This is a genomic window from Hamadaea flava (assembly GCF_024172085.1).
In the GTDB taxonomy this organism is placed as follows: domain Bacteria; phylum Actinomycetota; class Actinomycetes; order Mycobacteriales; family Micromonosporaceae; genus Hamadaea; species Hamadaea flava.
In genome coordinates this window covers 6,606,540-6,627,361 of record NZ_JAMZDZ010000001.1, presented here as the reverse complement: position 1 = coordinate 6,627,361, position 20,822 = coordinate 6,606,540, and the positions used below count along the sequence as shown (strand labels likewise).

Genomic DNA, 20,822 nt, shown 5'->3' with positions numbered 1-20,822 from the left:
GGACTATCCTGCGGCCAGCGGCACGTTGTACGCCAGCAGGGCGTACTGGTCGCCGGTGAGCCGGAAGGTCACGGTCGCCGCCGGGTCCAGCTCGGGCAGCCGTCGCCGATACTCGCTCAGCGGTACGCCGAGCACCGCGCAGGTGACCAGGCGCAGCAGCGTGTTGTGTGCGACGACCAGCAGCTTCTCCTGGCCCTCGGCCAGTTCGGCGAGGGCGGTCAGCGTTCGGGCGACGGCGTCGCGCGGATCCTCCCCGCCCGGGAAGTGATGCGCCACCGGGTCGGCGACGAACCGATCCACCGCCGCCGGGTCGATCTCGCGTACCTCCGGCAGGGTCTTGCCCTCGGCGATGCCGAAGTCCAGCTCCCGCAGCCGGGCGTCGACCACCGGCGTCATGTTCAGCAATGACGCGGTGGGCGCGACGGTGGCCTGGGCGCGTTGCAGCGTCGAGCAGGCCAGCCCGGTGAACTCCTGCGACCTCGCCCAGCTCGCCAGGGCATCGGCCTGCCGGCGGCCGTGCTCGTCGAGCGGGATGTCGCTGCGGCCGGCGTACCGGTTCGGCGAGTGCCAAGCGGTACGCCCGTGCCGGGCCAGCACCAAGGTCGTCATCGGTCGTCCCCCAGATATCCGCGGTCACGCAGTTCGCCGACGAATCTCGCATAGGGCTCGGCGAAGCGTTCATGCACCTCCGGCCGGTGCGGCACGACCCGCCCGGCCCCAGCCATCTTCTCCGCGGCGGCGGTCAGGGAACCGTCGCCGGCCGCCGCGGCCGCCGCCGCGCCGAAGGCCGGTTCGGCGTGGGCGGGCAGGATCACGTCCCGGCCCAGGATGTCCGCGCGCAGCTGCGTCCAGTAGGGACTGCGGGTCGCCCCGCCGGTCACGCTGATCGGGCCGGAGACGTCCGCGCCCAGCCCTTCGAGGTACGCGAAGCAGAGGCGCTCGACGAAGGCGACGCCCTGCAGCAGTGCCGCGTATCGGTCGGCCGGACCGGTGAAGTCGCCGGTGTCGAAGGCTTCCGCCGCCGGATCGACGAACGGGAAGCGCTCGCCCCGGGTGAGCAGCGGATAGGTCAGGCCGGACGCCGGTTCGAAGGCGGCTGCGGCGGCGTCCAGCGCGGCCCGGTCAGCCCCGGGGAACCGGGCCTCCAGCGCTCCGGCGCCCACGTTGGACGCGCCGCCGGGCAGCCAGCCGCCGTCGGGATGCCGGTGGGAGTAGACCGCGCCGCCCGGGTCGCGCAGCCGTTCGGGGGTGACGCCCTTGAGGACGAGGGTGGTGCCGAGCACGGAGTTCCACGCGCCCGGCGTCAGCGCGCCCGCCGCGACCTGGGCGGCGCAGCCGTCGGTCAGTCCCGCGTGCAGCGCGGTGCCGACGGGCAGCCCGGTGTGCTCCGCGCCCACGGCGCCGACGCTGCCGATCCGGTGCCCCGGGCGGACGACGTCCGGCAGCATGCCCGCCGGTACGCCGAGCCGATCGAGCACGGGGGTGGGCCAGGTCCCGGCCTCGACGTCGTAGCCGGTCTTCAGGGCGTGACTCCAGTCGGTGGCGACCGCCTCCCCCGCCAGCCGCCCGGCCAGGTGGTCGGCGCAGTGTTGCAGCCGCCCATGATGGCCCGACCGGATCAGGTGCACCAGTTTCGGCAGTGCCCAGCTCGGCTGGATCGGATAGCCGAGGGAGAGCCACAGCTCCGCACCGGCCTCGGCGACCTCGGCGGCTTCGGCGTACGCCCGCCCGTCGTCGTACATCAGGGCCGGGGTCAGGGCGAGCCCGTCCGGTCCGGCCAGCACGAAGGTGCCGGAGGTGCTGCAGAACCCGACGCCCCGCACCCGCTCGGCGTCCACACCGGACAGCGCTTGGCGGAACGCCTCGCCGAGCACCTGCCACCACTGGTCCGGGTCTTGAACGTGCCGTGGGGCGCCGTCCCTGCCGAGCGCGCGGTGACTGGTGAGCCGGCCCGAGCCGCGTCCAGCGATCGAGCCCGCACCGTTCACGAGGTACACCCGCAGGCTCTGGGTCCCGACGTCGACGCCCGCCCACAGTTCGCCCGCGGGGTTGATCATCACGAGAGGATGTTAACTTAACATCGTCGTGCGGTAAAGAGGCATTGATACTGCGTGAGAACGAGTGTTAAATAACATCCTCATGAACTGGTTGGGCTTCGCACTGGCCGCCGTCTTCACCCTCTTCCCCGGGTTCGACGACGGCGGTGCCCTGGTGGGACTCGGTCTGCGCGTCCGCGCGTGCGCGGTCGGCGAGGCCGGCGGCGTCCTGGCTCGGACGGCGGTCCACTGATGCCGGCCCGTATCGGCGATCTGCTCCGCGACCTGTCCGGACGCGGCGACGAACTGCTCGCCCAGCTGGTCGCCGACCAGATAGCGATCGCTGCCGACGGTACCCGTCTGGCCGCCGCCCTGGCCCGGGGCGAGGTGGCCGCCTCGACCGCCCGGCAGCGTGCGGCGGAGATCGAGCACGCCGGGGACGACGGGCGAGCGCGGCTGGTCCAGCGCCTGCGCCGCAGCGTCACCTCCCCGGTCGACCGGGAAGACCTGTTCCGCCTGTCTCGCAGCGTGGACGACGTGCTCGACGCCGTCCGCGACTTCATCCGGGAGGCCGACCTCTTCGGTCTCACCGCCCTGCCGGCCTGCCCGCCGGTGCTCGACGCGCTCGCGCGCGGTCTCGCCGGACTCGCCGAAGCGGTGCTGCGCCTGCCCCGCAATCCGGTCGAGGCGGCCGAACTCGCCTTGCGCGCCAAGAAGCAGGGACTGCGTACGGAGTACCAACACGCGCTGTCCCGGCTGCTCGATCAGCCGCTCACCGCCGACGTCCTGAAGGCGACCCTGCTCCTTCACCGGTTGGACGCCGCGGGAACCCATCTCGCGGCGGCCGCCGACGCCCTCGCCGACGGGGTGATGAAGCGGTTCCAGTAGCACCACCGTCCCCTTTGGAGGTTCCATGTCCCTCGCCCGCCGTACGCTGTTCCAGGCCGCCGGGCTCGGCGCGCTCGCCGCAGCCCTGCCGAGCACGGCCGCCATGGCCACCGGCACGACCGCCGCCGACACCACGGCCGCAGCCGCCGGGCCGGCGCGCTTCGACCTGGCCGCGCCCGGCCGGCCGCTGTTCCGGACGCAGCGGCTGCACAACAAGACCGTGTTGCAGTCCTTCGCCTTCGACAACGTCAACCGGCACGTCTACACCGTGCAGTTGATGGCCGGCGGACAGCAGCTCGCCGACGAGGCCGCCCCAATCAGCGGCGCCAACCGGGATCTGGCCGGCGACCTGTGCCTGACGCAGCTCGACCTCGACGGCACCGAGCTGGGCTACATGTTCCTGAAGGGCTTCGGGCACGGCGTGCAGATCGGCGCGGAACCGGTCGGCTCGTCGGCCTTCCTCTGGACCGAGACCGACGCGATCTCCGACGACGGGCTGCACGGCTGGGGCAGCCGGCTCGCCCGGTTCCGGTTCGCCGATGGCGCGATCCTCACGCCGGACTCCCCCGAGGTACGCCGGATCGCCCCCATCCCGGGCGCGGACCGGACGACGTGCGGGATCGACCCGGTGCTGAACCGGCTCGTCATGCGCCACCGCATCGCCGGCACCTTCCGGTACGCCCTTTACGACCTCGACGAGGTACGGCGCAACAAGTTCACCCCGATCTTCGAGGTGGACCAGCCCGCGCTGACCTACTCCTTCCAGGGCTACGCCACCAGCGGCGGCTACCTCTACCTGCTGGAGGGCACGTCCTACGGCAGCTCCGGCTCGACCGCGCCGGTCGGCAACACCTATCTCACCTGCGTGGAGTGGGCGTCCGGGACGGTCGTCGCCCGGCAGCTCGTCTCCGACGGCACCGACCTGGCGTTCCGGGAGCCCGAGGGGATGGCGATCCAGGTCCCCGACCTGTCGGACCCGGCCGGGATCCGGCTGGCCTTCGGATTCGCGTCGACCACCTCGCCGACCGACACGGCGAAGCTGGCCAGCGTCTACTACAAGGATGTACTGATCTGATCATTCGCGCCGGTCATGCGGCTTCGGCGGACATCTCACCCGGGCGAGGCGGCATGGCCGGCGTGCTGGGCACGCGACGGCGCCAGGGCCAGGTCGGTCAGGTTCAGCCAGGCGACCACCGTGGTTCCGGCGTCGCCGGAATGAATCTCCACGCCGTCGGCGAGCTGCCGGACGAGCCACAGCCCCCGGCCGCTGAGCGCGTCCGGGGTGGCCGGCTCCGAGCCCACGCTGAACGGATCGGGCATTCCGACGCCCGCGTCCGAGACCTCGCAGAACACCTTCTCCGGCGTACGCCACACGCGCAGCCGACCGGCCCCGCCGCCGTACAGGATCGCGTTGGTGGCTAGTTCATTGACGATGATCATCATCACGTCCGCCCGGTCGGCTCCCGCGCCGGCCCGGTGAGTTGCGGCCGCCGCGACCTCGCGGACCGCGGAGAGACCGTCGAGCCGGAAGGACCGCTCGGCGACCAGCTCCGCAGCGTGGTCAGGTGGCATGAACGCCCGATACCCGACCTCAGCCGACCGAAAACACCGAACCTGATCAGGGTCGTTTCCATGTCGCTATGGCGCACGGAAACGACCCTGATCAGGAACGTCCGGGGAGGGTGAGGCTCAGCGGACGAGCCGGAGCCCGCTCATCCCGCCGTCGACGGCGAGCGACGTCCCGGTAGTCGCCCCGGCACCCGGCCCGGCCAGGTACGCGATCGCCGCCGCGACCTCGTCCGCGGTGACCAGGCGCCCGGTGGGTTGCCTGGCCGCCAGCCGGGTGCGTTCGGCGGCCGGGTCAGCCGCGTTGGCGAGCAGCCGGGCGACCCAGGGCGTGTCCACCGTTCCCGGCGCGACACAGCACACCCGTACGCCGTCGCCGACGAGGTCGGCCGCCATCGCCAGGGTGAGGGCGTGGACCGCGCCCTTGGAAGCGCTGTACAACGCCCGGTTGACCAGCCCGGCGGTGGCCGCGATCGACGACATGTTGACGATGACGCCCCCGTGCGGCGACGCCTTCAGATAGGGCAGCGCCGCCCGGCTCGCCCGGACGATCCCGACGACGTTGACGTCCAGCACACGGTGCCACTCCTCGTCGGAGTTGGCCTCGACCGGCCCGACCGCGCTGATCCCGGCGCTGTTGACGAGGATGTCGACCCCGCCGTGCTCGGCGGCGATCCGCTCGAACACCCCTTCCAACGGCTGCGAGACGTCGCCGTCCGGCAGATCGACGACGGCGACGGTCGCGCCGCGCGCCTCGAAGAGCGCCGCACAGGCCGCCCCGATGCCGGACGCGCCACCCGTGATGGCGGCCACCCGGCCCGCGAAGTCGTTCATTGGACCCTCCACTCCGGACCGTCCGGGAAGGCGTACCGGGTCAGGGTGTCCGAACGCATCTGCGCCGAGAAGCCCGGCCGCTCAGGCGCAAGGTAGCGCCCGTCCCGGATGACCACCGGGTCCACGAAGTGCTCGTGGAGGTGGTCGACGTATTCGAGATGACGGCCGTCCAGCGAACCGGAGACCGCCACGTAGTCGTAGAACGAGAAGTGCTGCACCAGCTCGCACAGCCCGACGCCGCCCGCATGCGGGCAGACGGGCTTGCCGAAGGCCGCCGCCAGCAGCAGGATCGCGAGGTTCTCGGTGACCCCGCCGACCCGGCACGCGTCGATCTGGACCACGTCGATAGCGTCGGCCTGGAGCAGTTGCTTGAACATGACCCGGTTGTGCACGTGCTCACCGGTCGCGACCCGGATCGGCCGCCCGCCCGGCCCCGCCTCGCGCAGCCCGGTGCGGATGGCGGCGTGCCCGAGCACCTCGTCCGGGCTGGTCGGCTCCTCGATCCAGTAGGGGTCGAGCGGGGCGAGCCGCTTCATCCAGTCGATCGCCTCGGGCACGTCCCAGCGCTGGTTGGCGTCGACGGCGATGCGTACCCCGGAACCGACGGCTGACCGAGCGGCCCGGAACCGGCGCAGGTCATCCTCGATGTCGGCGCCGACCTTCAGCTTGATCATGTCGAAGCCGTCGGCCACCGCCTCCTGCGCGAGCCGGGTCACCTTGGCGTCGTCATAGCCGAGCCAGCCCGCCGACGTGGTGTAGGCCGGATATCCGGCGACGGAGATCTCCGCCGCGCGCTGCCCGCGCCCCGCCACTCGGTCTGTGAGCAGATCCACGGCCGCCGCGGGGGTCAAGGCGTCGGTCAGATACCGCCAGTCGATCAGGTCGACCGTTTGATCCGGCGTGTACGCCGAAAGCAGCCGCCACAGTGGCAACCCGGCCCGGCGCGCGGTCAGATCCCAGACGGCGTTGATGACGGCGGCGGCCGCCAGGTGCATGACGCCCTTCTCCGGGCCGAGCCAGCGCAGCTGGGAGTCGTGCGTCAGCCGCCGCGCGAACTCCCCGAGATCCACGGTGTCCACGGCTTGACCGACCACATAGGAGCGCATCGCCTCGATCGCCGCCACACAGACGTCGTTGCCCCGGCCGATGGTGAAGGTCAGCCCGTATCCGGTCAGCCCGTCGTCGGTCAGCAGCTCGACGTACGCCGCCGAATAGTCCGGATCCGGGTTCATCGCGTCGGAGCCGTCGAGCGTCCGTGAGGTCGGGAAGCGGATGTCGTGCACCCGCATACCGGTGATCTTCACGCCGCCGCCATCCGCGTACGCTGATGCCCGATCCCGTCGATCTCGACCTCCACCAGGTCGCCCGGCTGGAGGTAGGGGAACCGGCCGGACAGCGCGACGCCCTGCGGCGTACCGGTGTTGACGATGTCGCCGGGCTCCAGCACGGTGAACTGCGACAGGTGCCAGATGAGGGTGCCGACGTCGAAGATCATGTCGCCGGTCGAGGAGTCCTGCCGCGGCTCGCCGTTGACCCAGCTCCGCAGCCTGAGCTGCTGCGGCCCGCCCTGCGCCTCGACCTCGTCCGGCGTCACGAGCCAGGGACCGAGCGGGTTGAACGTCTCGCAGCTCTTGCCCTTCGACCACTGCCCGCCCGAGGCCTCGATCTGGAAGGTCCGCTCGGAGACGTCGTTCGACACGGCGTACGCGCCGACGCAGCGCAGACCCTCCTCGGGCGAGGACAGGTAGCGCGCCCGCTTGCCGATCACGACGGCCAGCTCGACCTCCCAGTCCGTCTTCACCGAGCCCCGGGGGATGAGGATGTCGTCGTACGGGCCGGACAGCGTGTTCGGCGCCTTGTAGAACATGATCGGCTGGGTCGGCGGCTCCTGCCCGGACTCGGCGGCGTGCGCGGCGTAGTTCTGCCCGATGCAGAGGATGACGCCGGGGCGCGCCAGCGGCGCGCCGAGGCGCCGGCCGGCGATGTCGATCTCCGGGAGCCCGGTGAGCTGGAGCCCGGCCGCGACCCGGGCCAGGAACTCCCCGTCGATGTCAGCCGTCAGCGACCGCAGGTCGTAGCAGGTGAGCACGGCGGGCGTCGAGTCGTCGAGGGCGACCGGAATCTCGGCCCCGGCGGGGCCGACCCTGAGGAACTTCATGTTTCAGTCCAATCCATACGTGCGAGCGGCGTTGGCGGCGAAGACCGCCGGGTGCAGGTCGGCCGGAACCAGGTCGCGCGCGGCGGCCAGCCAGCGCTCGTAGCCTCCGGCCACCTCCACCACCGGCCAGTCCGACCCCCACAGGAGCCGGTCCGGGCCGAAGAACTCCAGCGCCACGTGGGCGTACGGGCGCAGGTCGTCGAGCTGCCAACCGGTCCAGTCCGCCTCGGTCACCAGGCCGGACAGCTTCGCCACCACGGTGGGGCAGGCGGCCAGATACTCCACAGCGGTCCGCCAGGCGCTGAACGCACCGGTGCGGATCCGCGGCTTGCCGAGGTGGTCGAGGACGAGCCGGGCGTGCGGCAGCGACCGGGCCGCCACGACCGCGCCGGGCAGCTGCTCGGCCCGGATCACGAGGTCGAAGGCGAGCCCTGCGTCGGCGATCACGGCCAGCCCGTCGATCACGTCCGGGCGGGCGAGGAAGTCGGGGTCGGATTCGGCCTGGATCTGGCTGCGTACGCCGGCCAGCTTGGCGCCGCCCGGTCCGGCCCGATGGGCGGCGAGCTTCTCCGCGAGCCGCGGATCGAGCGGGTCGGCCCAGCCGACGACGGCCGCGATCTCGGGCGTGCCGGCGGCGAGGGCCAGGAACTCGGTCGTCTCGGCGTCGTCGCCGCGACCCGCCTCGACCAGCACCGTCTTGGCGACGCCGGCCCGGGACAGCTGCGCCCGCAGGTCGTCGACCGTGTAGTCCCGGCGGATCGGGGCCAGCTCCGGCTCAGCGAGCCAGGCATACCCGGAAGTCCAGAGGTGGTGGTGGGAGTCGATCACGTCCTCGGTCACGCGATCACCGCCCACAGCTCGTCCGGGACGGCCGCCTCGATCATGTCGGCGGCGTCGTCGACCTCCTCCGGCGAGCGCAGTCCGACCAGGACAGCCGCGATGGCTGGATGGCGCAACGGGAACTGCACGGCCGCCGCCCGCAGCGGTACGCCGTGCTCCTCGGCGAGCCGCTTCAGGCGCAGCGCCCGGTTCAGCAGTTCCTCGTCGGCGGCCGCGTAGTTGAAGGTCGAGCCCGGCTGGGGATCGGCGAGGATGCCGGAGTTGAACACGCCCGCCGCGATGACGGCGACCCCGCGATCGGCCGCACGGTCGAGCAGATCCGTGCCGCTGCGGTCGAGCAGCGTGTAGCGACCAGCCATCAGCACCACGTCGAGATCGACCCGCTCGACCAGGTACGCCAGCACCTCCACGCTGTTGGCGCCGGCCCCGATCGCGGTGATGAGCCCTTCGTCGCGCAGCCGGACCAGTTCCGGGTACGCCTCGGCGACGGCCTGTTCGAGGTGGTCGTCGGGATCGTGAAGGTGCACGACGTCCATCCGGTCGCGGCCGAGCCGGCGCAGGCTGTCCTCGAACGATCGGCGTACGCCCGCGGCCGAGAAGTCGAAGACGGGCCGCACCGTCGGGTCGACGCCCACCCAGACGTCCGGATCGGTGTCGCCGTCGTCCTGCCGTTCGAGCACCCGGCCGACCTTGGTCGACAGCACGTGGGCGCCCCGATCGCGCAGCGCCTCGCCGGATCGGAGTTCGCTGCGGCCGTAGCCGTAGAACGGCGCGGTGTCGAAGAGGCGTATGCCCCGGTCCCAGGCCCGGTCGACGGTTTGGCGCGCCTGGTGTTCACTGACGTCGGCGTAGAGCCCGCCGATCGGTGCCAGCCCGAGCCCCAGCCGGGTGACCGTCAGGCCGGTCCGGCCCAGCTCCACCTGCATCAGGCACCTCCCGCTCGGAAATCCTATAGGATTCTTCGGCGATCCTATAGGATGTACCCGGGCCAGGGAAAGGGGGCGAAATGGGCGGTCGGACGCTCAGCGACGAGGTCTACGAGGCCGTCAAGGCCATGATCATGGATCACGTGATCCCGCCCGGCGGCCGTGTCACCATCGACGCGGTCAGCCGTCAACTGGACGTCTCCCCCACTCCCGTACGCGAGGCGCTGGCCCGGCTGGAGTCGGACGGGCTGGTGGTCAAGCGGCCGATGGCCGGATACACCACCGCGCCGCTGCTGACCCCGGCCGAGTTCGAGCAGCTCTTCGAGGTCCGGACGCTGCTGGAGTGCGCCGCCGCGGCCCGGGCGGCCCGGTTCGGCGACCCGGCCGTCGAGTTCCCCCGGATGCCCGCGCCGACCACCGACCCCGGGTACGCCGGCCACGCCGCGTTCACCTCGGCCGACGCCGCCTTCCACGACGCCGTCGCGGTGGCTTCGGGCAACCCGGTGCTCCGGGAGTCGATCGTGCGGCTGCACGCCCATCTGCACGTCCACCGGGTGGCCTTTCCCGGGGTGGGCTCCACCGAACGGGAGCACGACGCCATCGTGGAGGCGATCCGGGCGCGCGATCCTGAGGCGGCCGAAGCGGCGATGCGTACGCACCTGGACGCCGCCCGGGAACGCCATCGCGAGGCGCGCTAGTCGTCCTCTACCCTGGTAGGGGTGACGGTTCGTGTGCGCTTCGCCCCTTCTCCCACCGGTATCTTCCACGTCGGCGGGGCCCGATCGGCCCTGCAGAACTGGATCTACGCCAAGCAGCACGAGGGTGCGTTCGTCCTGCGGATCGAGGACACCGACGCGGCGCGCAACCGGCCGGAGTGGACCGAGGGCATCCTCAACGCCCTGGACTGGATCGGCATCGAGCGCGGCACCTACGAGGGCCCCTACTTCCAGTCCTCCTACGCCGACGAGCACGTGAAGGCCGCGACGCGGCTCTACGACGCCGGCCGCGCGTACTACTGCGACTGCACCCGCGACCAGGTCCAGGCGCGGACGGGCAACCAGTACTCCGGCTACGACGGCTACTGCCGCGACCGGGCGCTGGGCCCGGGCGAGGGCCGCGCGCTGCGCTTCCTCACCCCGGACGAGGGCGAGACGGTCGTCGTCGACCTGATCCGCGGCGAGCCGACCTTCGAGAACAAGCTCATCGAGGACTTCGTGATCGCCCGGGGCGACGGCTCGCCGGTGTTCCTGCTCGCCAACGTGGTCGACGACCTGACCATGGGGATCACCCACGTGATCCGCGCGGAGGAGCACCTGCCCAACACGCCCAAGCAGCAGATGCTGTGGGAGGCGCTCGGGCACATCCCGCCGGTCTGGGCGCACGTGCCGATCGTGGTCAACGAGAAGCGGCAGAAGCTGTCCAAGCGCCGCGACAAGGTCGCGCTGGAGATGTACCGCGACGAGGGCTACCTCGCCGCCACCATGCGCAACTACCTCATGCTCCTGGGCTGGGCGCCGTCCGGCGACCGGGAGATCGTGCCGTGGTCGGTGATCGAGGGCGAGTTCCGGCTCGAGGACGTCAACCCGTCGCCGGCGTTCTTCGACGAGAAGAAGCTGCGCGCGTTCAACGGCGAGTACATCCGCGCACTGTCCGTCGAGGACTTCGTCCAGGCCTGCCTGCCCTGGCTGACCGGCCCGTTCCTCACGACCGAGGAGAAGGCCGAGCGGGGATACGGGATCACCGCGCCGCCGTGGGACTTCAACGCCTTCGACTTGGCCGTCTTCGCCCAGGTCGCCCCGCTGGCGCAGACGCGGATCGCGGTGCTCGCCGAGATCGTGGAGTACGTCGACTTCCTCTTCCTCGACGAGCCCGTCGTCGACGAGGGCGCGCGGGCCAAGGCAGCCAAGGACGCCGCGATCCTGCCGGCCGTCATCGAGGCGTACGAGGGACTGGCGGACTGGTCGGCCGAGCCGCTGAAGGAGACGCTGATCGCCGTCGGCGAGGCCGCCGGGCTCAAGCTCGGCAAGGCGCAGGCACCGGTACGCGTAGCGGTCACCGGGCGTACGGTCGGCCTGCCGCTCTTCGAGTCCCTTGAGGTGCTCGGCAAGGAGAAGACGCTGGCCCGGCTACGGCAGGCGACCGCTACTCTCCTCTGAGGATGGTCACAGCGCGTAGCGTTGTGCAATCGTGACCTTCTTACCGCAACGGACTTCAGGTTCCAGGTGTCTTCTGGTGCGAAGGCGGGAATTTCTTCGGTGTTCCCACCTTCGTCCGCACCGGCATTCATCTTCAACGGGGACCGAATATGTCACGCACGGTGGCACGACGCGCACTCATCGGCGGTTTCGCGCTGGCCGCCATGGGTCTGTTCGGCCTGCACGCCCCCTCGGCACAGGCCGCACCGGCCCCGGCGCCCAACCAGATCACGATCGTGGGCGAGGGGCTCGACACGCCCCTGACGATTTCGGCGAAGGACACACCTGACCGGTTCGAGTCGATGCTCGGCGAGGTCGACTTCCTCGCCACGGGGGTGGCGGTCGCCTCGTCGCCCAAGGCCGACAAGCTCGGTCCGAAGTACACCGTGACCTTGTCGGTCGACGGCGTGGGCAAGTCGCAGTACGACCTCTACCCGCTCGCGGCAGGCGGTCCGCGCGCGTTCCGCTCGGCAGCCCAGCCGGACAAGCGGAAGACGACGGCAGGCTGGTTCTATGGCCGACTCACCATGCCGTCGACGATGCGCGCGGCCGGCGTACCGCTGGGCGGGGGCACGACCTATCAGCCGCCCGCGGGCGGCGCCGGAGGGGGCGTGGCGACCCAGACGAAACAGGCCGCGTCCGACATCGGCGAGGTCATGGGCGAGTGGCGGCGAGTCGTCGCGCTCAACGGCGCGATCGTCATCGTCATCGCGATGGGTCTGTTCGGCATCGCCTTCCTGATCCGCCGGAAGGTCTGAGCCGCCGACAAGGTCTGAACACGGGTAAGGACCTGGGCCGCCGAGAGGTCCGAGCGCCGACGACGGCGTCTTGGCGCCGAACGGCGGCCCAGGCCGTATCCTGCTCGGCATGCGCACCCCCCTCGCCGCGGCCCGTGCGACGCTGGCGCTGCTGATCGCCGGTCTGGCCCTCGCTGGTTGCATGAAGGTCGACGCCGCCCTGGTGGTGAACTCCGACGACACCGTCTCCGGCGACGTCGTGCTGGCGGTGGACCGCCGGCTCGCCAACGTCACCGGTCAGTCCGAGGATCGCCTGGTGGCCACCCTCGGGCTGGACAAGGAGAAGCTGCCCGCGACGGCCACCATCGAGCGATACGAGGACGCGGGCTTCGTCGGCGTACGGGTGTCGTATGCCAAGACGCCACTGGCCCAGTTCAACGGGGTCAGCGGCCGGGACGCCTTCACCCTGGTGCGCTCCGGCAACGAGTACGCCTTCTCCGGCTCGGTCGATCTGCGTACGGTCAACCTCCTCGATCCGGGGATCCGCGCCTTCGCCGATCAGTTCAGCTTCCGGATCGCCGTGACGTTCCCCGGCAAGGTCACCGAACACAACGGAGTGCTCTCCGGGAAGACGGTGTCGTGGCAGCCGAAGGCCGGCGAGATACGTACGCTCCAGGCCCGGGCGAAGGTGGACGGCCCGGTCCCGTGGGTCCCGCTCGTCGCCGCCGGCGTGGGGCTGGCCGCCGTCGGCACCGTGCTCGTCGTCTTCCTCCTGTCGCGCCGCAACCGGCCGCGCCGGATCGAGGAGCCGACGCTTGTCGAATACCCACATGACATGCTGTAGGACATGACCAAGGCACCGGCGCTGGCCGCGACGCTCAAGCGGATCGAGCGCGCGGCCGGGTCTCTGGCGACCGCCAGCGTGACCCGGATGGACGAGGTGCTGCCCTGGTTCCGGGGGATGCCAGCCGATCAGCGGGCCTGGGTCATGCTCGTCGCGCAGTCCGGCGTGCAGTCGCTGGTCGGCTGGCTGCGTCAGGACGATCATCGGGCGGGCACCCAGGAGGTCTCCGACGAGATCTTCGACGCCGCGCCCCGGGCGCTGGCCCGCAGCATCAGCCTCCAGCAGACGGTCGCGCTGATCAAGGTCACCATCGACGTCGTCGAGGAGCAGGTGCCGACGCTGGCCGCCGAGGGCGAAGAGGACCTGCTCCGGCAGGCGATCCTGCGCTATTCGCGGGAGGTCGCCTTCTCCGCGGCCCGGGTGTACGCCCGCGCGGCCGAGACTCGGGGCGCTTGGGACGCCCGCCTTCAGGCCCTCCTCGTCGACGCGCTGCTCCGCGGCGACTCCTCCGACGTCCTGGCCAGCCGCGCCGCCGCGCTGGGGTGGTCGGACGCCCCGCCGGTGGCGGTGGCCGTGGGCCGGTCCCCGGGTGGCGAGGCGGCCGCCGTCCTGCACGCCGTGCACCGGCTCGCGCGGCGGCTGGGCGTCGAGGTCTTCGGCGGCGTCCACGGCGACCGGCTCGTGGTCGTCCTGGGCGGCGCGACCGATCCGCTCGCGGCGGCGGAGAAGCTGGCCGCGGGCTTCGGCGAAGGCCCGATCGTGGTCGGCCCGGCGGTGCCGTCGCTGGACGAGGCGAGCACGAGCGCCCGGTCGGCATTGGCCGGCTTCCGGGCCGCCGCCGCGTGGCCCGCCGCACCGCGGCCGGTGGCCGCCGAGGCGCTGCTGCCCGAACGGGCGCTGGCCGGGGACGCCGAGGCACGGCGGGTGCTGCGGCAGGACATCTACGGCTCGGTGCTGCGTTCCGGCGGCGAGCTGCTGGAGACGCTCGACGCCTTCCTGACCCACGGCGGGGCGCTGGAGGCGACCGCCCGGGCGCTCTTCGTCCACCCGAACACGGTCCGCTATCGCATGCGCCGAGTGGCCGAGATCACCGGGTACGCCCCGCTCAATCCGAGAGATGCGTTCACCCTCCGAGTCGCCCTCACGTTGGGCCGGCTGGAGCCCAGCCAGCCGAGCTGAACAGCTCATGAGGATTCACGGATCAGACACAGCGGCGACATCGCACGTCAATCTTTGTGGAGACCCTACAAACGCGGTAGGCGGATTTGGTGGCGAGCGACAACGGCTAGCTTACGGCCGATCCCGCAGGGTGGATTAGTGCTCGCCGTACTCTCTCCGGGCCAGGGTGCCCAGAAACCCGGCTTCCTGACCCCGTGGCTCGCCGTCGACGGCGTCTCCGACCAGCTTCGCCAGTGGTCGGCGCTGACCGGCGTGGATCTCGTCCACCTCGGCACCGACGCCGACGCGGAGGAGATCAAGGACACCGCGAAGACCCAGCCACTGCTGACCGCGGCCGCCCTGGTCGCCGCCGCTCAGCTCCCGCTGCCGCCCGCCGCCGTGGTGGCCGGGCACAGCGTCGGCGAGCTGGGCGCCGCCGCCGTCGCGGGCGCGCTCACACCGGCCGACGCGATCGCTCTGGCGGGCGTACGCGGTCAGGAGATGGCCGCCGCCTGCGCCCTGGAGCCCACCGGTATGGCCGCCGTCCTCGGCGGCGACGAGGCTGAGGTACTCGCCGCGATCGCCGCGAACGGGCTGTACCCGGCCAACCGCAACGGGGCCGGGCAGATCGTCGCCGCGGGTTCCCTGGACGGCGTCGACAAGCTCGCCGAGCAGCCCCCGACGAAGGCCCGGGTCATCAAGCTGCAGGTCGCCGGGGCGTTCCACACGCCGTACATGGCTCCGGCCGAGGCGGTGCTGACCGAGTTCGCCGGGAAGATCACGCCGAGCGACCCGACGCGTACGCTGCTGCAGAACGCCGACGGCGCCGCCGTAAGCTCGGGGACGGAGCTGCTTTCGCGGCTCGTCCAGCAGGTCACCGCGCCCGTCCGGTGGGACCTCGTCATGGCGCGGCTCGCCGAGCTGGGCGTGACGGGAGTCCTGGAGCTTCCCCCGGCCGGTACGCTGGCCGGCCTGGTAAAACGGGCTGTCAAGGGCCTGGAGATCGTCACCCTGAACACCCCGGACGACCTGGCGGCCGCCCGCGACCTCATCGAGCGCCACGGCGCCACCGCCGAAGGAGTCATCGCCTGATGGGCAGCAACGGTCTTATCCACCGCGACGGCGGCAGCCCCGCTATTGAAGGAGTCTCCGCCTGATGGGGAGCAACGGTCTTATCCACCGCGACGGCGGCAGCCCCGCTATTGAAGGAGTCTGCGCCTGATGGGGAGCAAGATAGCTTCGCTCGGCCACTACCAGCCCGCGCGGGTGCTGACCAACGACGACCTCGCTCAGATGGTCGACACCAACGACGAGTGGATCCAGTCCCGGGTCGGGATCAAGGAGCGGCGCATCGCCGACACCGAGACCGTCGCCGACATGGGGTCGGCCGCCGCCGAGAAGGCACTGGCCGCCAGCGGGCTGGCCACCTCCGACATCGACCTCGTCATCGTCGCCACCTGTTCATCGGCCGACCGCAGCCCCAACGTGGCCTGCCGGATCGCGATGAAGCTGGGCCTGGGCACCCCGGCGGCGTTCGACGTCAACACCGCGTGCTCAGGTTTCTCGTACGCCCTCGCGCTGGCCGACCAGGCGATCAACGCCGGTGCGGCGACCCACGCCATCGTCGTCGGCGTCGAGAAGCTCTCCGAGATCACCGACTGGACCGACCGCTCGACCGCCGTCATCTTCGGTGACGGCGCGGGTGCGGCAGTGGTCAGCAAGACCGCCGACGGCGAGGAGCCCGGCATCAGCCCGGTCGTCTGGGGCTCGGCGCCCAGCGAGGCGATCCGCATCGAGACCTGGCGGCCCTACATCCAGCAGGACGGCCAGACCGTCTTCCGGTGGGCCACGACGGCGATCCCGCCGCTGGCCCGCGAGGTGTGCGAGAAGGCCGGGTACGACCCCGCCGACATCGCCGCCTTCGTCCCCCACCAGGCGAACCTGCGCATCATCGAACCGGTGGCGCGCAAGGTCGGCGTGGTCAACGCGATCATCGCGCGCGACATCGTGGAGTCCGGCAACACGTCGGCGGCGAGCATCCCGCTCGCCCTGTCCAAGATGGTCGAGCGCGGCGAGGTGAAGTCCGGCAGCCCCGTGCTGCTGATCGGCTTCGGCGGTGGCCTGACCTACGCCGGTCAGGTCGTACGCTGCCCCTGACCAGTCCTCCTACTGCGTCCCTGAATCCATCAGCGGCACAGCGAACCAACCATGAAGGGAAGAACATGACCCGCGAAGAGATCACCTCCGGCCTCGCCGAGATCCTCGAAGAGGTCGCCGGGGTGAACCCCGACGACGTCTCGGAGGAGAAGTCGTTCACCGAGGACCTGGACGTCGACTCGCTGTCGATGGTCGAGGTCGTCGTCGCGGCCGAGGAGAAGTTCGGCGTGAAGATCCCGGACGACGAGGTGCAGAACCTCAAGACCGTCGGCGACGCCGTCGCCTACATCCTGAAGGGCTGATCTTCCCCTTGTCTCGTCGTGACGTAGTCGTCACCGGGCTCGGTGTCACGTCCCCGCTCGGCGGGGACGTGGCCACCACCTGGGACGCCATGCTCGCCGGCAAGTCCGGGGTCAGCGCGCTGACCGACGACTGGGCCGAGCAGCTGCCCGTGCGGATCGCGGCGAAGGTTGCCGTCGACCCCTCGGAGGTGCTCGACCGGGTCCGCATGCGCCGGCTGGACCGGTCGGAGGCGCTCGCGTTGATCGCCGCCGACCAGGCCTGGAAGGACTCCGGGCTGGGCGATTCGGGGCTGGACCCCGAGCGGCTGGCAGTGGTGGTCGGCTCCGGCATCGGCGGGGCACAGACCCTGCTGGCCCAGGACGACATCCTGGAGGCGTCCGGTCCGCGGCGGGTCAGCCCGCACACGGTCCCGATGCTGATGCCCAACGGTCCCGCCGCCTACGTCGGCCTGGAGTACAGGGCGAAGGCCGGCGTACACGCGCCGACGAGCGCCTGTGCGACCGGGGCCGAGGCGATCGCCTGGGGCCTGGACATCATCCGCTCCGGCCGGGCCGACGTCGTCATCGCCGGCGGCACCGAGGCGGTCATCCACCCGCTGCCGATCGCCGGGTTCGCCTCGATGCGGGCCATGTCGACCCGCAACGACGATCCCGAGCGCGCGTCCCGCCCGTGGGACAAGGCCCGGGACGGCTTCGTCCTCGGTGAGGGCGCGGGCATCGTGGTCCTGGAGTCGGCCGAGCACGCCGCCGCGCGCGGCGCGCGGGTGCACGCCGTACTCGCCGGGGCCGGGCTCACCTCGGACGGCTTCGACATCGTCCAGCCGCACCCGGAGAGCGAGGGCGGCGCCCGGGCCATCCGTGCGGCGCTCCGCAGCGCCGACCTCGACCCGAGTGAGGTCAAGCACGTCAACGCGCACGCCACGTCCACCCCGGTGGGCGACATGGCGGAGATCGTGGGCATCCGCCGGATCATCGGCGATCACCCCGTGCTGACCGCCACCAAGTCGATGACCGGTCACCTGCTCGGCGCGGCCGGCGCGGTGGAGACCATCGCGACGATCCTGGCCGTACGCGAGTCGATCATCCCGCCGACGATCAACCTCGACGACCCGGACGACGGCCTCACGCTCGAGGTCGCCGCCCACAAGCCGCGGTCGCTGGACATCCCGGCGGCGCTGAACAACTCGTTCGGCTTCGGCGGCCACAACGTGGCGCTGATCTTCACGCGCGCGTAGACGCGTTGGGATCGGGTTCAGCTGCAGGAACTCTTCGGAAGGCCGTTCACCGCGACCGGTGAGCGGCCTTCCGCTTTCGCCTTCCCCGCGAGCACCTTCGCCAGCGCCTCCAGCGACAACGGGCTGGACGAGTAGGTCGCCAGCAGCACCGGGGACGCCGACTTCGTCAGCACGTACGGCGTGTCCATGGCGACCGTGATCGTCGCCTTCGGATTCAGATCCCCGGCCGTGTCGCCGTAGCCGACGAGGTGCACCACCTTCGCATCCGCCGGCGGCGTGCTCTGCTCTACGCGTACCCCTTGGGCTTGCAGGGCCTTCACCAGACGATCCCGACTGGCGTCGCGGCCCTTCGCCGCCGTCACGCTGACCGCGCCCGTGACCAGCGGCGCGCCACACGCGCCGCGCAGCTGGGTCACCGCGGCGCTCGCGGCCGCCGCCACCGCGCTCTGGTGCGCCTGGCCCGCGAGCACGTCCAGGCCCGGCTGGTCGTCGTCGGTCACGGCGCGCTTGAGGGTGAGGATGCGGGTCACCGAGGCGCGCAGGCGGTCCCGCGACAGCTTGCCGTTCTTCAAGGCCGTCAAGATCCCGTTGTACGCGGCCACGGGGTCGGGCGGCATGAGCAGCAGGTCGTTGCCGGCCTGGAGGGCCCGGACTGCGGCCTCCCCGGCGGGCCAGCGCTCGGCCGGGGCCATGTTCAGCGCGTCGGTGACCACCACGCCGTCGAAGCCGAGCTGCTGCCGCAGTACGCCCTCCAGCACCTTGGCCGAGAAGCTCGCGGGCATCCCCGGGTCGATCGAGCGCACGTCGAGATGACCGGACATGACCAGCTGGACGCCGGCCGCGATGCCGGCCTGGAACGGCGGCAGGTCGATCTCGGTCAGCTCCTGCCGGGTCTGCTGGAGCTGCGGCAGGTCGCCGTGGCTGTCCGCCGCCGGGCGGCCGTGCCCGGGGAAGTGCTTGAGGGTCGCGGCCACCCCGGCGGCCTGGAGCCCGCGAACGGCGGCGGCGGCCTGCTCGGCGACCAGCTTGGAGTCGGACCCGAAGGACCTGGAGCCGATGACCGAGGACGCGCCCTGCACGTCCGCGTCCGGCGCGAAGTCGACGTTGATCCCCATCGCGGCCAGCTCGGTTCCGGCCGTACGCCACGCCGCCTCGGTCAGCTCCGGCTGGTTCGCCGCACCCAGCGCCATCGCGCTCGGCAGCAGCGTGACGCCGGACTTGACCCGGGTGACCACGCCGTACTCCTGATCCGTGCCGATGAGCAGCGGCGTCCCGGCGGGCAGCTTCGCCGCCGCGGCCTGCAACCCCGCCGTGAACTTCCGGACCTGCGCCGGATCGTCGATGTTGGCGGTGTCCTGCGCGGTGGGATCCCCGGCCTCGAAGCCGACCAGGATCACTCCGCCGAGGCGCAGCTTCGTCACCAGCTCGGCCGGCGTGGTGACGCCGGCCAGCTTCTGGTTCGCCTTGGCCGCCCCGGCCGACACCTTCGTCGCGTCCTGGCCGTACGCGTACGGCATCAGCACTTGACCGGCGAGGTCTTCGTCACTGAGCCGGGCGACCTGCCCGGCGAGCGTCGTCGGACTGGGTGAGCTCTCGGGGGTCGCCGGGGCCGTGCCACAGGCAGCCAGGGCCAGCGCGCACAAGATCAGAATCGCTGCTGCATTCCGCCGCATGGCGGGCATCCCATCACACGTTCGGCCGATCCGCCACCGGGCACGCCCGACTTTGTGACTCAGCCCGCCCTCTGTGTGAGCAGCGTGAACGGGGCCCCGTCGCCGGCCCAGCGGTAGGGCTCCAGTTCGGCGTCCCAGGCGGTGCCGAGCGCTCGGTCCAGCGCCAGCGAGAGGGCTTCCGGCGTACGCGCCTGGGTCATGATCGAGCGCAGCTGGTCCTCGCCGAGCTGGGCATCGCCGGCCGCGCCGATGGTGGCGCGGTGCAGGCCACGCCCGGGGACGTGCATGTATCGCTCGCCGTCCATGCCGGGGCTGGGCTCCTCGGTCACCTCGAACCGGAGCATGTTCCATTGCCGCAGCTCAGCGGCCAGTTCGCCACCCGTGCCGGGACGCCCGGTCCACCCGCACTCGGCGCGCCGCGCCCCGGGGTCGACGGGCTGCAGCGTCCATTCCAGACTTACCGGGGCGGCCAGGACACGAGCTATCGCCCACTCGACGTGAGCACACACGGCGAGCGGGGTCGAGTGGACGTAAACGACGCCTCGCGTGGGCACTTCCGACCTCCCGGTGTCGACAGGTGCGTCTTCCCCTACGACCTGGCGGCCAACGACGGCGGTATGCCCGATTTATTGGGTTCTGAAACTGATGGTGACAACGGGTCCATGATGACGGGTGAGACGGACGGGGCGCCAGCGAATCGGCAAAGTCGTCCGGAGAATGTGCCGCTTCAGGCGACCACCAGGCAGCGATTGGTGGGAAGGCCACGGCGGCGGCTATGATGTGCCGGGCCTTTCTGACTGAGGCCCCACTTTTAGACCGACAAGCCGATCTCGGTCGGCTTGCCGAAGACCTCGTGACATCTGGGAGTAACTCCGTGGCGAGCAGTACCTCGAAGACCGCGCGCGCGTCTGTCCGGGCCGGTGAGGCCAAGGGCGGCGCTCTCAGCGTGCTGGGTGAGTTCAAGTACCTCATCCCGCTGAACAAGGGCAAGCACGTGTACGTGCGGAACCTCACCAACGGCAAGACCACGCACCTGAGCACCATCTCGGATGCGTTCGTCGAGGAGATCCGCGTGCTGACCGCGGCCGGCCACGGCGCCAAGATCCGCGCCGAGCTGACCGCCCTGCAGTCGGCGAACCCGGACCACGGCTGGGACGCCACCGAGAAGCGGCTCGCCGAGGCCGGTGTCTTCGGCGAGGCCTGACAGCCCACGCTCTTGACGAAACCCCCGCGACATTGTCGCGGGGGTTTCGTGTTATCGGCTATCGTCGAG

Annotated in this window: 22 protein-coding genes and 1 pseudogene; 13 read left to right on the top strand and 10 right to left on the bottom strand. The window is 71.3% G+C overall.

From position 1 onward, the window contains the following. Nucleotides 1-3: 3 nt before the first annotated feature. Both HDA40_RS31110 and HDA40_RS31105 read right to left on the bottom strand, forming a co-directional pair. Nucleotides 4-609, bottom strand: a complete 606-nt coding sequence (locus tag HDA40_RS31110; RefSeq protein ID WP_253761367.1) for a histidine phosphatase family protein — start codon at nucleotides 607-609, stop codon at nucleotides 4-6. Next, nucleotides 606-2,057 carry an FGGY-family carbohydrate kinase gene (locus HDA40_RS31105; RefSeq protein ID WP_253763866.1) on the bottom strand — a complete coding sequence of 484 codons (1,452 nt, stop codon included), beginning with the start codon at nucleotides 2,055-2,057 and terminating at the stop codon, nucleotides 606-608. Before HDA40_RS31105 ends, HDA40_RS31110 begins: the two co-directional genes overlap by 4 nt. Nucleotides 2,058-2,139: 82 nt before the next feature. Between HDA40_RS31105 and HDA40_RS31100 the strand changes: the two genes are divergently transcribed. Genes HDA40_RS31100 through HDA40_RS31090 form a run of 3 tightly spaced genes read left to right on the top strand, consistent with a single transcriptional unit; the run spans nucleotide 2,140 to nucleotide 3,999 of the window. Then, on the top strand, nucleotides 2,140-2,289 hold the full coding sequence (locus HDA40_RS31100) for a hypothetical protein (protein WP_253761366.1): 150 nt from the start codon (nucleotides 2,140-2,142) through the stop codon (nucleotides 2,287-2,289). After that, on the top strand, nucleotides 2,289-2,924 hold the full coding sequence (locus tag HDA40_RS31095; RefSeq protein ID WP_253761365.1) for a DUF47 domain-containing protein: 636 nt from the start codon (nucleotides 2,289-2,291) through the stop codon (nucleotides 2,922-2,924). The genes HDA40_RS31100 and HDA40_RS31095 overlap by 1 nt, the downstream gene beginning before the upstream one ends. A gap of 25 nt (nucleotides 2,925-2,949) precedes the next feature. Next, complete coding sequence (locus HDA40_RS31090) at nucleotides 2,950-3,999, top strand: phage baseplate protein (RefSeq protein ID WP_253761364.1); 1,050 nt, start codon at nucleotides 2,950-2,952, stop codon at nucleotides 3,997-3,999. A gap of 35 nt (nucleotides 4,000-4,034) precedes the next feature. Here HDA40_RS31090 and HDA40_RS31085 read toward each other — a convergent pair whose 3' ends face one another. The 6 genes from HDA40_RS31085 to HDA40_RS31060 all read right to left on the bottom strand — a co-directional run bounded on the left by HDA40_RS31085 (nucleotide 4,035) and on the right by HDA40_RS31060 (nucleotide 9,248). Then, nucleotides 4,035-4,496: an ATP-binding protein gene (locus HDA40_RS31085; RefSeq protein WP_253761363.1), complete on the bottom strand. Its 462-nt coding sequence runs from the start codon at nucleotides 4,494-4,496 to the stop codon at nucleotides 4,035-4,037. A 117-nt stretch (nucleotides 4,497-4,613) separates the two neighbouring features. Then, complete coding sequence (locus HDA40_RS31080) at nucleotides 4,614-5,324, bottom strand: SDR family NAD(P)-dependent oxidoreductase (protein ID WP_253761362.1); 711 nt, start codon at nucleotides 5,322-5,324, stop codon at nucleotides 4,614-4,616. Further along, nucleotides 5,321-6,628: an enolase C-terminal domain-like protein gene (locus tag HDA40_RS31075; RefSeq protein ID WP_253761361.1), complete on the bottom strand. Its 1,308-nt coding sequence runs from the start codon at nucleotides 6,626-6,628 to the stop codon at nucleotides 5,321-5,323. The genes HDA40_RS31080 and HDA40_RS31075 overlap by 4 nt, the downstream gene beginning before the upstream one ends. Further along, nucleotides 6,625-7,482: a fumarylacetoacetate hydrolase family protein gene (locus tag HDA40_RS31070; RefSeq protein ID WP_253761360.1), complete on the bottom strand. Its 858-nt coding sequence runs from the start codon at nucleotides 7,480-7,482 to the stop codon at nucleotides 6,625-6,627. The genes HDA40_RS31075 and HDA40_RS31070 overlap by 4 nt, the downstream gene beginning before the upstream one ends. A 3-nt stretch (nucleotides 7,483-7,485) precedes the next feature. Then, nucleotides 7,486-8,322 carry an amidohydrolase family protein gene (locus HDA40_RS31065; protein ID WP_253761359.1) on the bottom strand — a complete coding sequence of 279 codons (837 nt, stop codon included), beginning with the start codon at nucleotides 8,320-8,322 and terminating at the stop codon, nucleotides 7,486-7,488. Then, nucleotides 8,319-9,248 (bottom strand): aldo/keto reductase, encoded by a 930-nt coding sequence (locus tag HDA40_RS31060; RefSeq protein ID WP_253761358.1) that lies wholly within the window; start codon nucleotides 9,246-9,248, stop codon nucleotides 8,319-8,321. The genes HDA40_RS31065 and HDA40_RS31060 overlap by 4 nt, the downstream gene beginning before the upstream one ends. An 80-nt stretch (nucleotides 9,249-9,328) precedes the next feature. On the opposite strand from HDA40_RS31060, the gene HDA40_RS31055 reads away from it, so the two are divergent. From HDA40_RS31055 to fabF, 9 genes and pseudogenes are all read left to right on the top strand, one after another. Continuing rightward, complete coding sequence (locus HDA40_RS31055) at nucleotides 9,329-9,946, top strand: GntR family transcriptional regulator (protein ID WP_253761357.1); 618 nt, start codon at nucleotides 9,329-9,331, stop codon at nucleotides 9,944-9,946. A gap of 21 nt (nucleotides 9,947-9,967) precedes the next feature. Then, a complete protein-coding gene (gene gltX, locus HDA40_RS31050; protein WP_253761356.1) occupies nucleotides 9,968-11,404 on the top strand; it encodes a glutamate--tRNA ligase in 1,437 nt (478 codons plus the stop codon). Nucleotides 11,405-11,565: 161 nt separating this feature from the next. After that, entirely contained in the window at nucleotides 11,566-12,201 is a 636-nt protein-coding gene (locus tag HDA40_RS31045) for a hypothetical protein (RefSeq protein WP_253761355.1), read from the top strand. Nucleotides 12,202-12,310: 109 nt separating this feature from the next. After that, a complete protein-coding gene (locus HDA40_RS31040) occupies nucleotides 12,311-13,024 on the top strand; it encodes an LppM family (lipo)protein (RefSeq protein WP_253761354.1) in 714 nt (237 codons plus the stop codon). 3 nt (nucleotides 13,025-13,027) lie between these two features. Beyond that, nucleotides 13,028-14,203: a PucR family transcriptional regulator gene (locus HDA40_RS31035; protein ID WP_253761353.1), complete on the top strand. Its 1,176-nt coding sequence runs from the start codon at nucleotides 13,028-13,030 to the stop codon at nucleotides 14,201-14,203. A gap of 138 nt (nucleotides 14,204-14,341) precedes the next feature. Next, a pseudogene (locus HDA40_RS31030) lies at nucleotides 14,342-15,256 on the top strand (ACP S-malonyltransferase); the annotation flags it as partial. Nucleotides 15,257-15,400: 144 nt separating this feature from the next. After that, nucleotides 15,401-16,339: a beta-ketoacyl-ACP synthase III gene (locus HDA40_RS31025; RefSeq protein WP_253763865.1), complete on the top strand. Its 939-nt coding sequence runs from the start codon at nucleotides 15,401-15,403 to the stop codon at nucleotides 16,337-16,339. A 65-nt stretch (nucleotides 16,340-16,404) separates the two neighbouring features. Further along, nucleotides 16,405-16,641, top strand: coding sequence for an acyl carrier protein (locus HDA40_RS31020; RefSeq protein WP_253761351.1), 237 nt, complete (start codon nucleotides 16,405-16,407; stop codon nucleotides 16,639-16,641). Between the two features lie 8 nt (nucleotides 16,642-16,649). Continuing rightward, a complete protein-coding gene (gene fabF / locus HDA40_RS31015) occupies nucleotides 16,650-17,876 on the top strand; it encodes a beta-ketoacyl-ACP synthase II (protein ID WP_253761350.1) in 1,227 nt (408 codons plus the stop codon). 17 nt (nucleotides 17,877-17,893) lie between these two features. On the opposite strand, the gene HDA40_RS31010 is transcribed toward fabF, so the two are convergent. Beyond that, the gene (locus HDA40_RS31010; protein WP_372503024.1) at nucleotides 17,894-19,558 is read right to left on the bottom strand and encodes a glycoside hydrolase family 3 protein; all 1,665 of its coding nucleotides are present in this window, start codon (nucleotides 19,556-19,558) and stop codon (nucleotides 17,894-17,896) included. A gap of 50 nt (nucleotides 19,559-19,608) precedes the next feature. After that, nucleotides 19,609-20,103 carry a DUF3145 domain-containing protein gene (locus HDA40_RS31005; RefSeq protein WP_253761348.1) on the bottom strand — a complete coding sequence of 165 codons (495 nt, stop codon included), beginning with the start codon at nucleotides 20,101-20,103 and terminating at the stop codon, nucleotides 19,609-19,611. A 320-nt stretch (nucleotides 20,104-20,423) separates the two neighbouring features. Between HDA40_RS31005 and HDA40_RS31000 the strand changes: the two genes are divergently transcribed. Beyond that, entirely contained in the window at nucleotides 20,424-20,753 is a 330-nt protein-coding gene (locus HDA40_RS31000) for a hypothetical protein (RefSeq protein ID WP_253761347.1), read from the top strand. The last annotated feature ends 69 nt before the right edge of the window (nucleotides 20,754-20,822 follow it).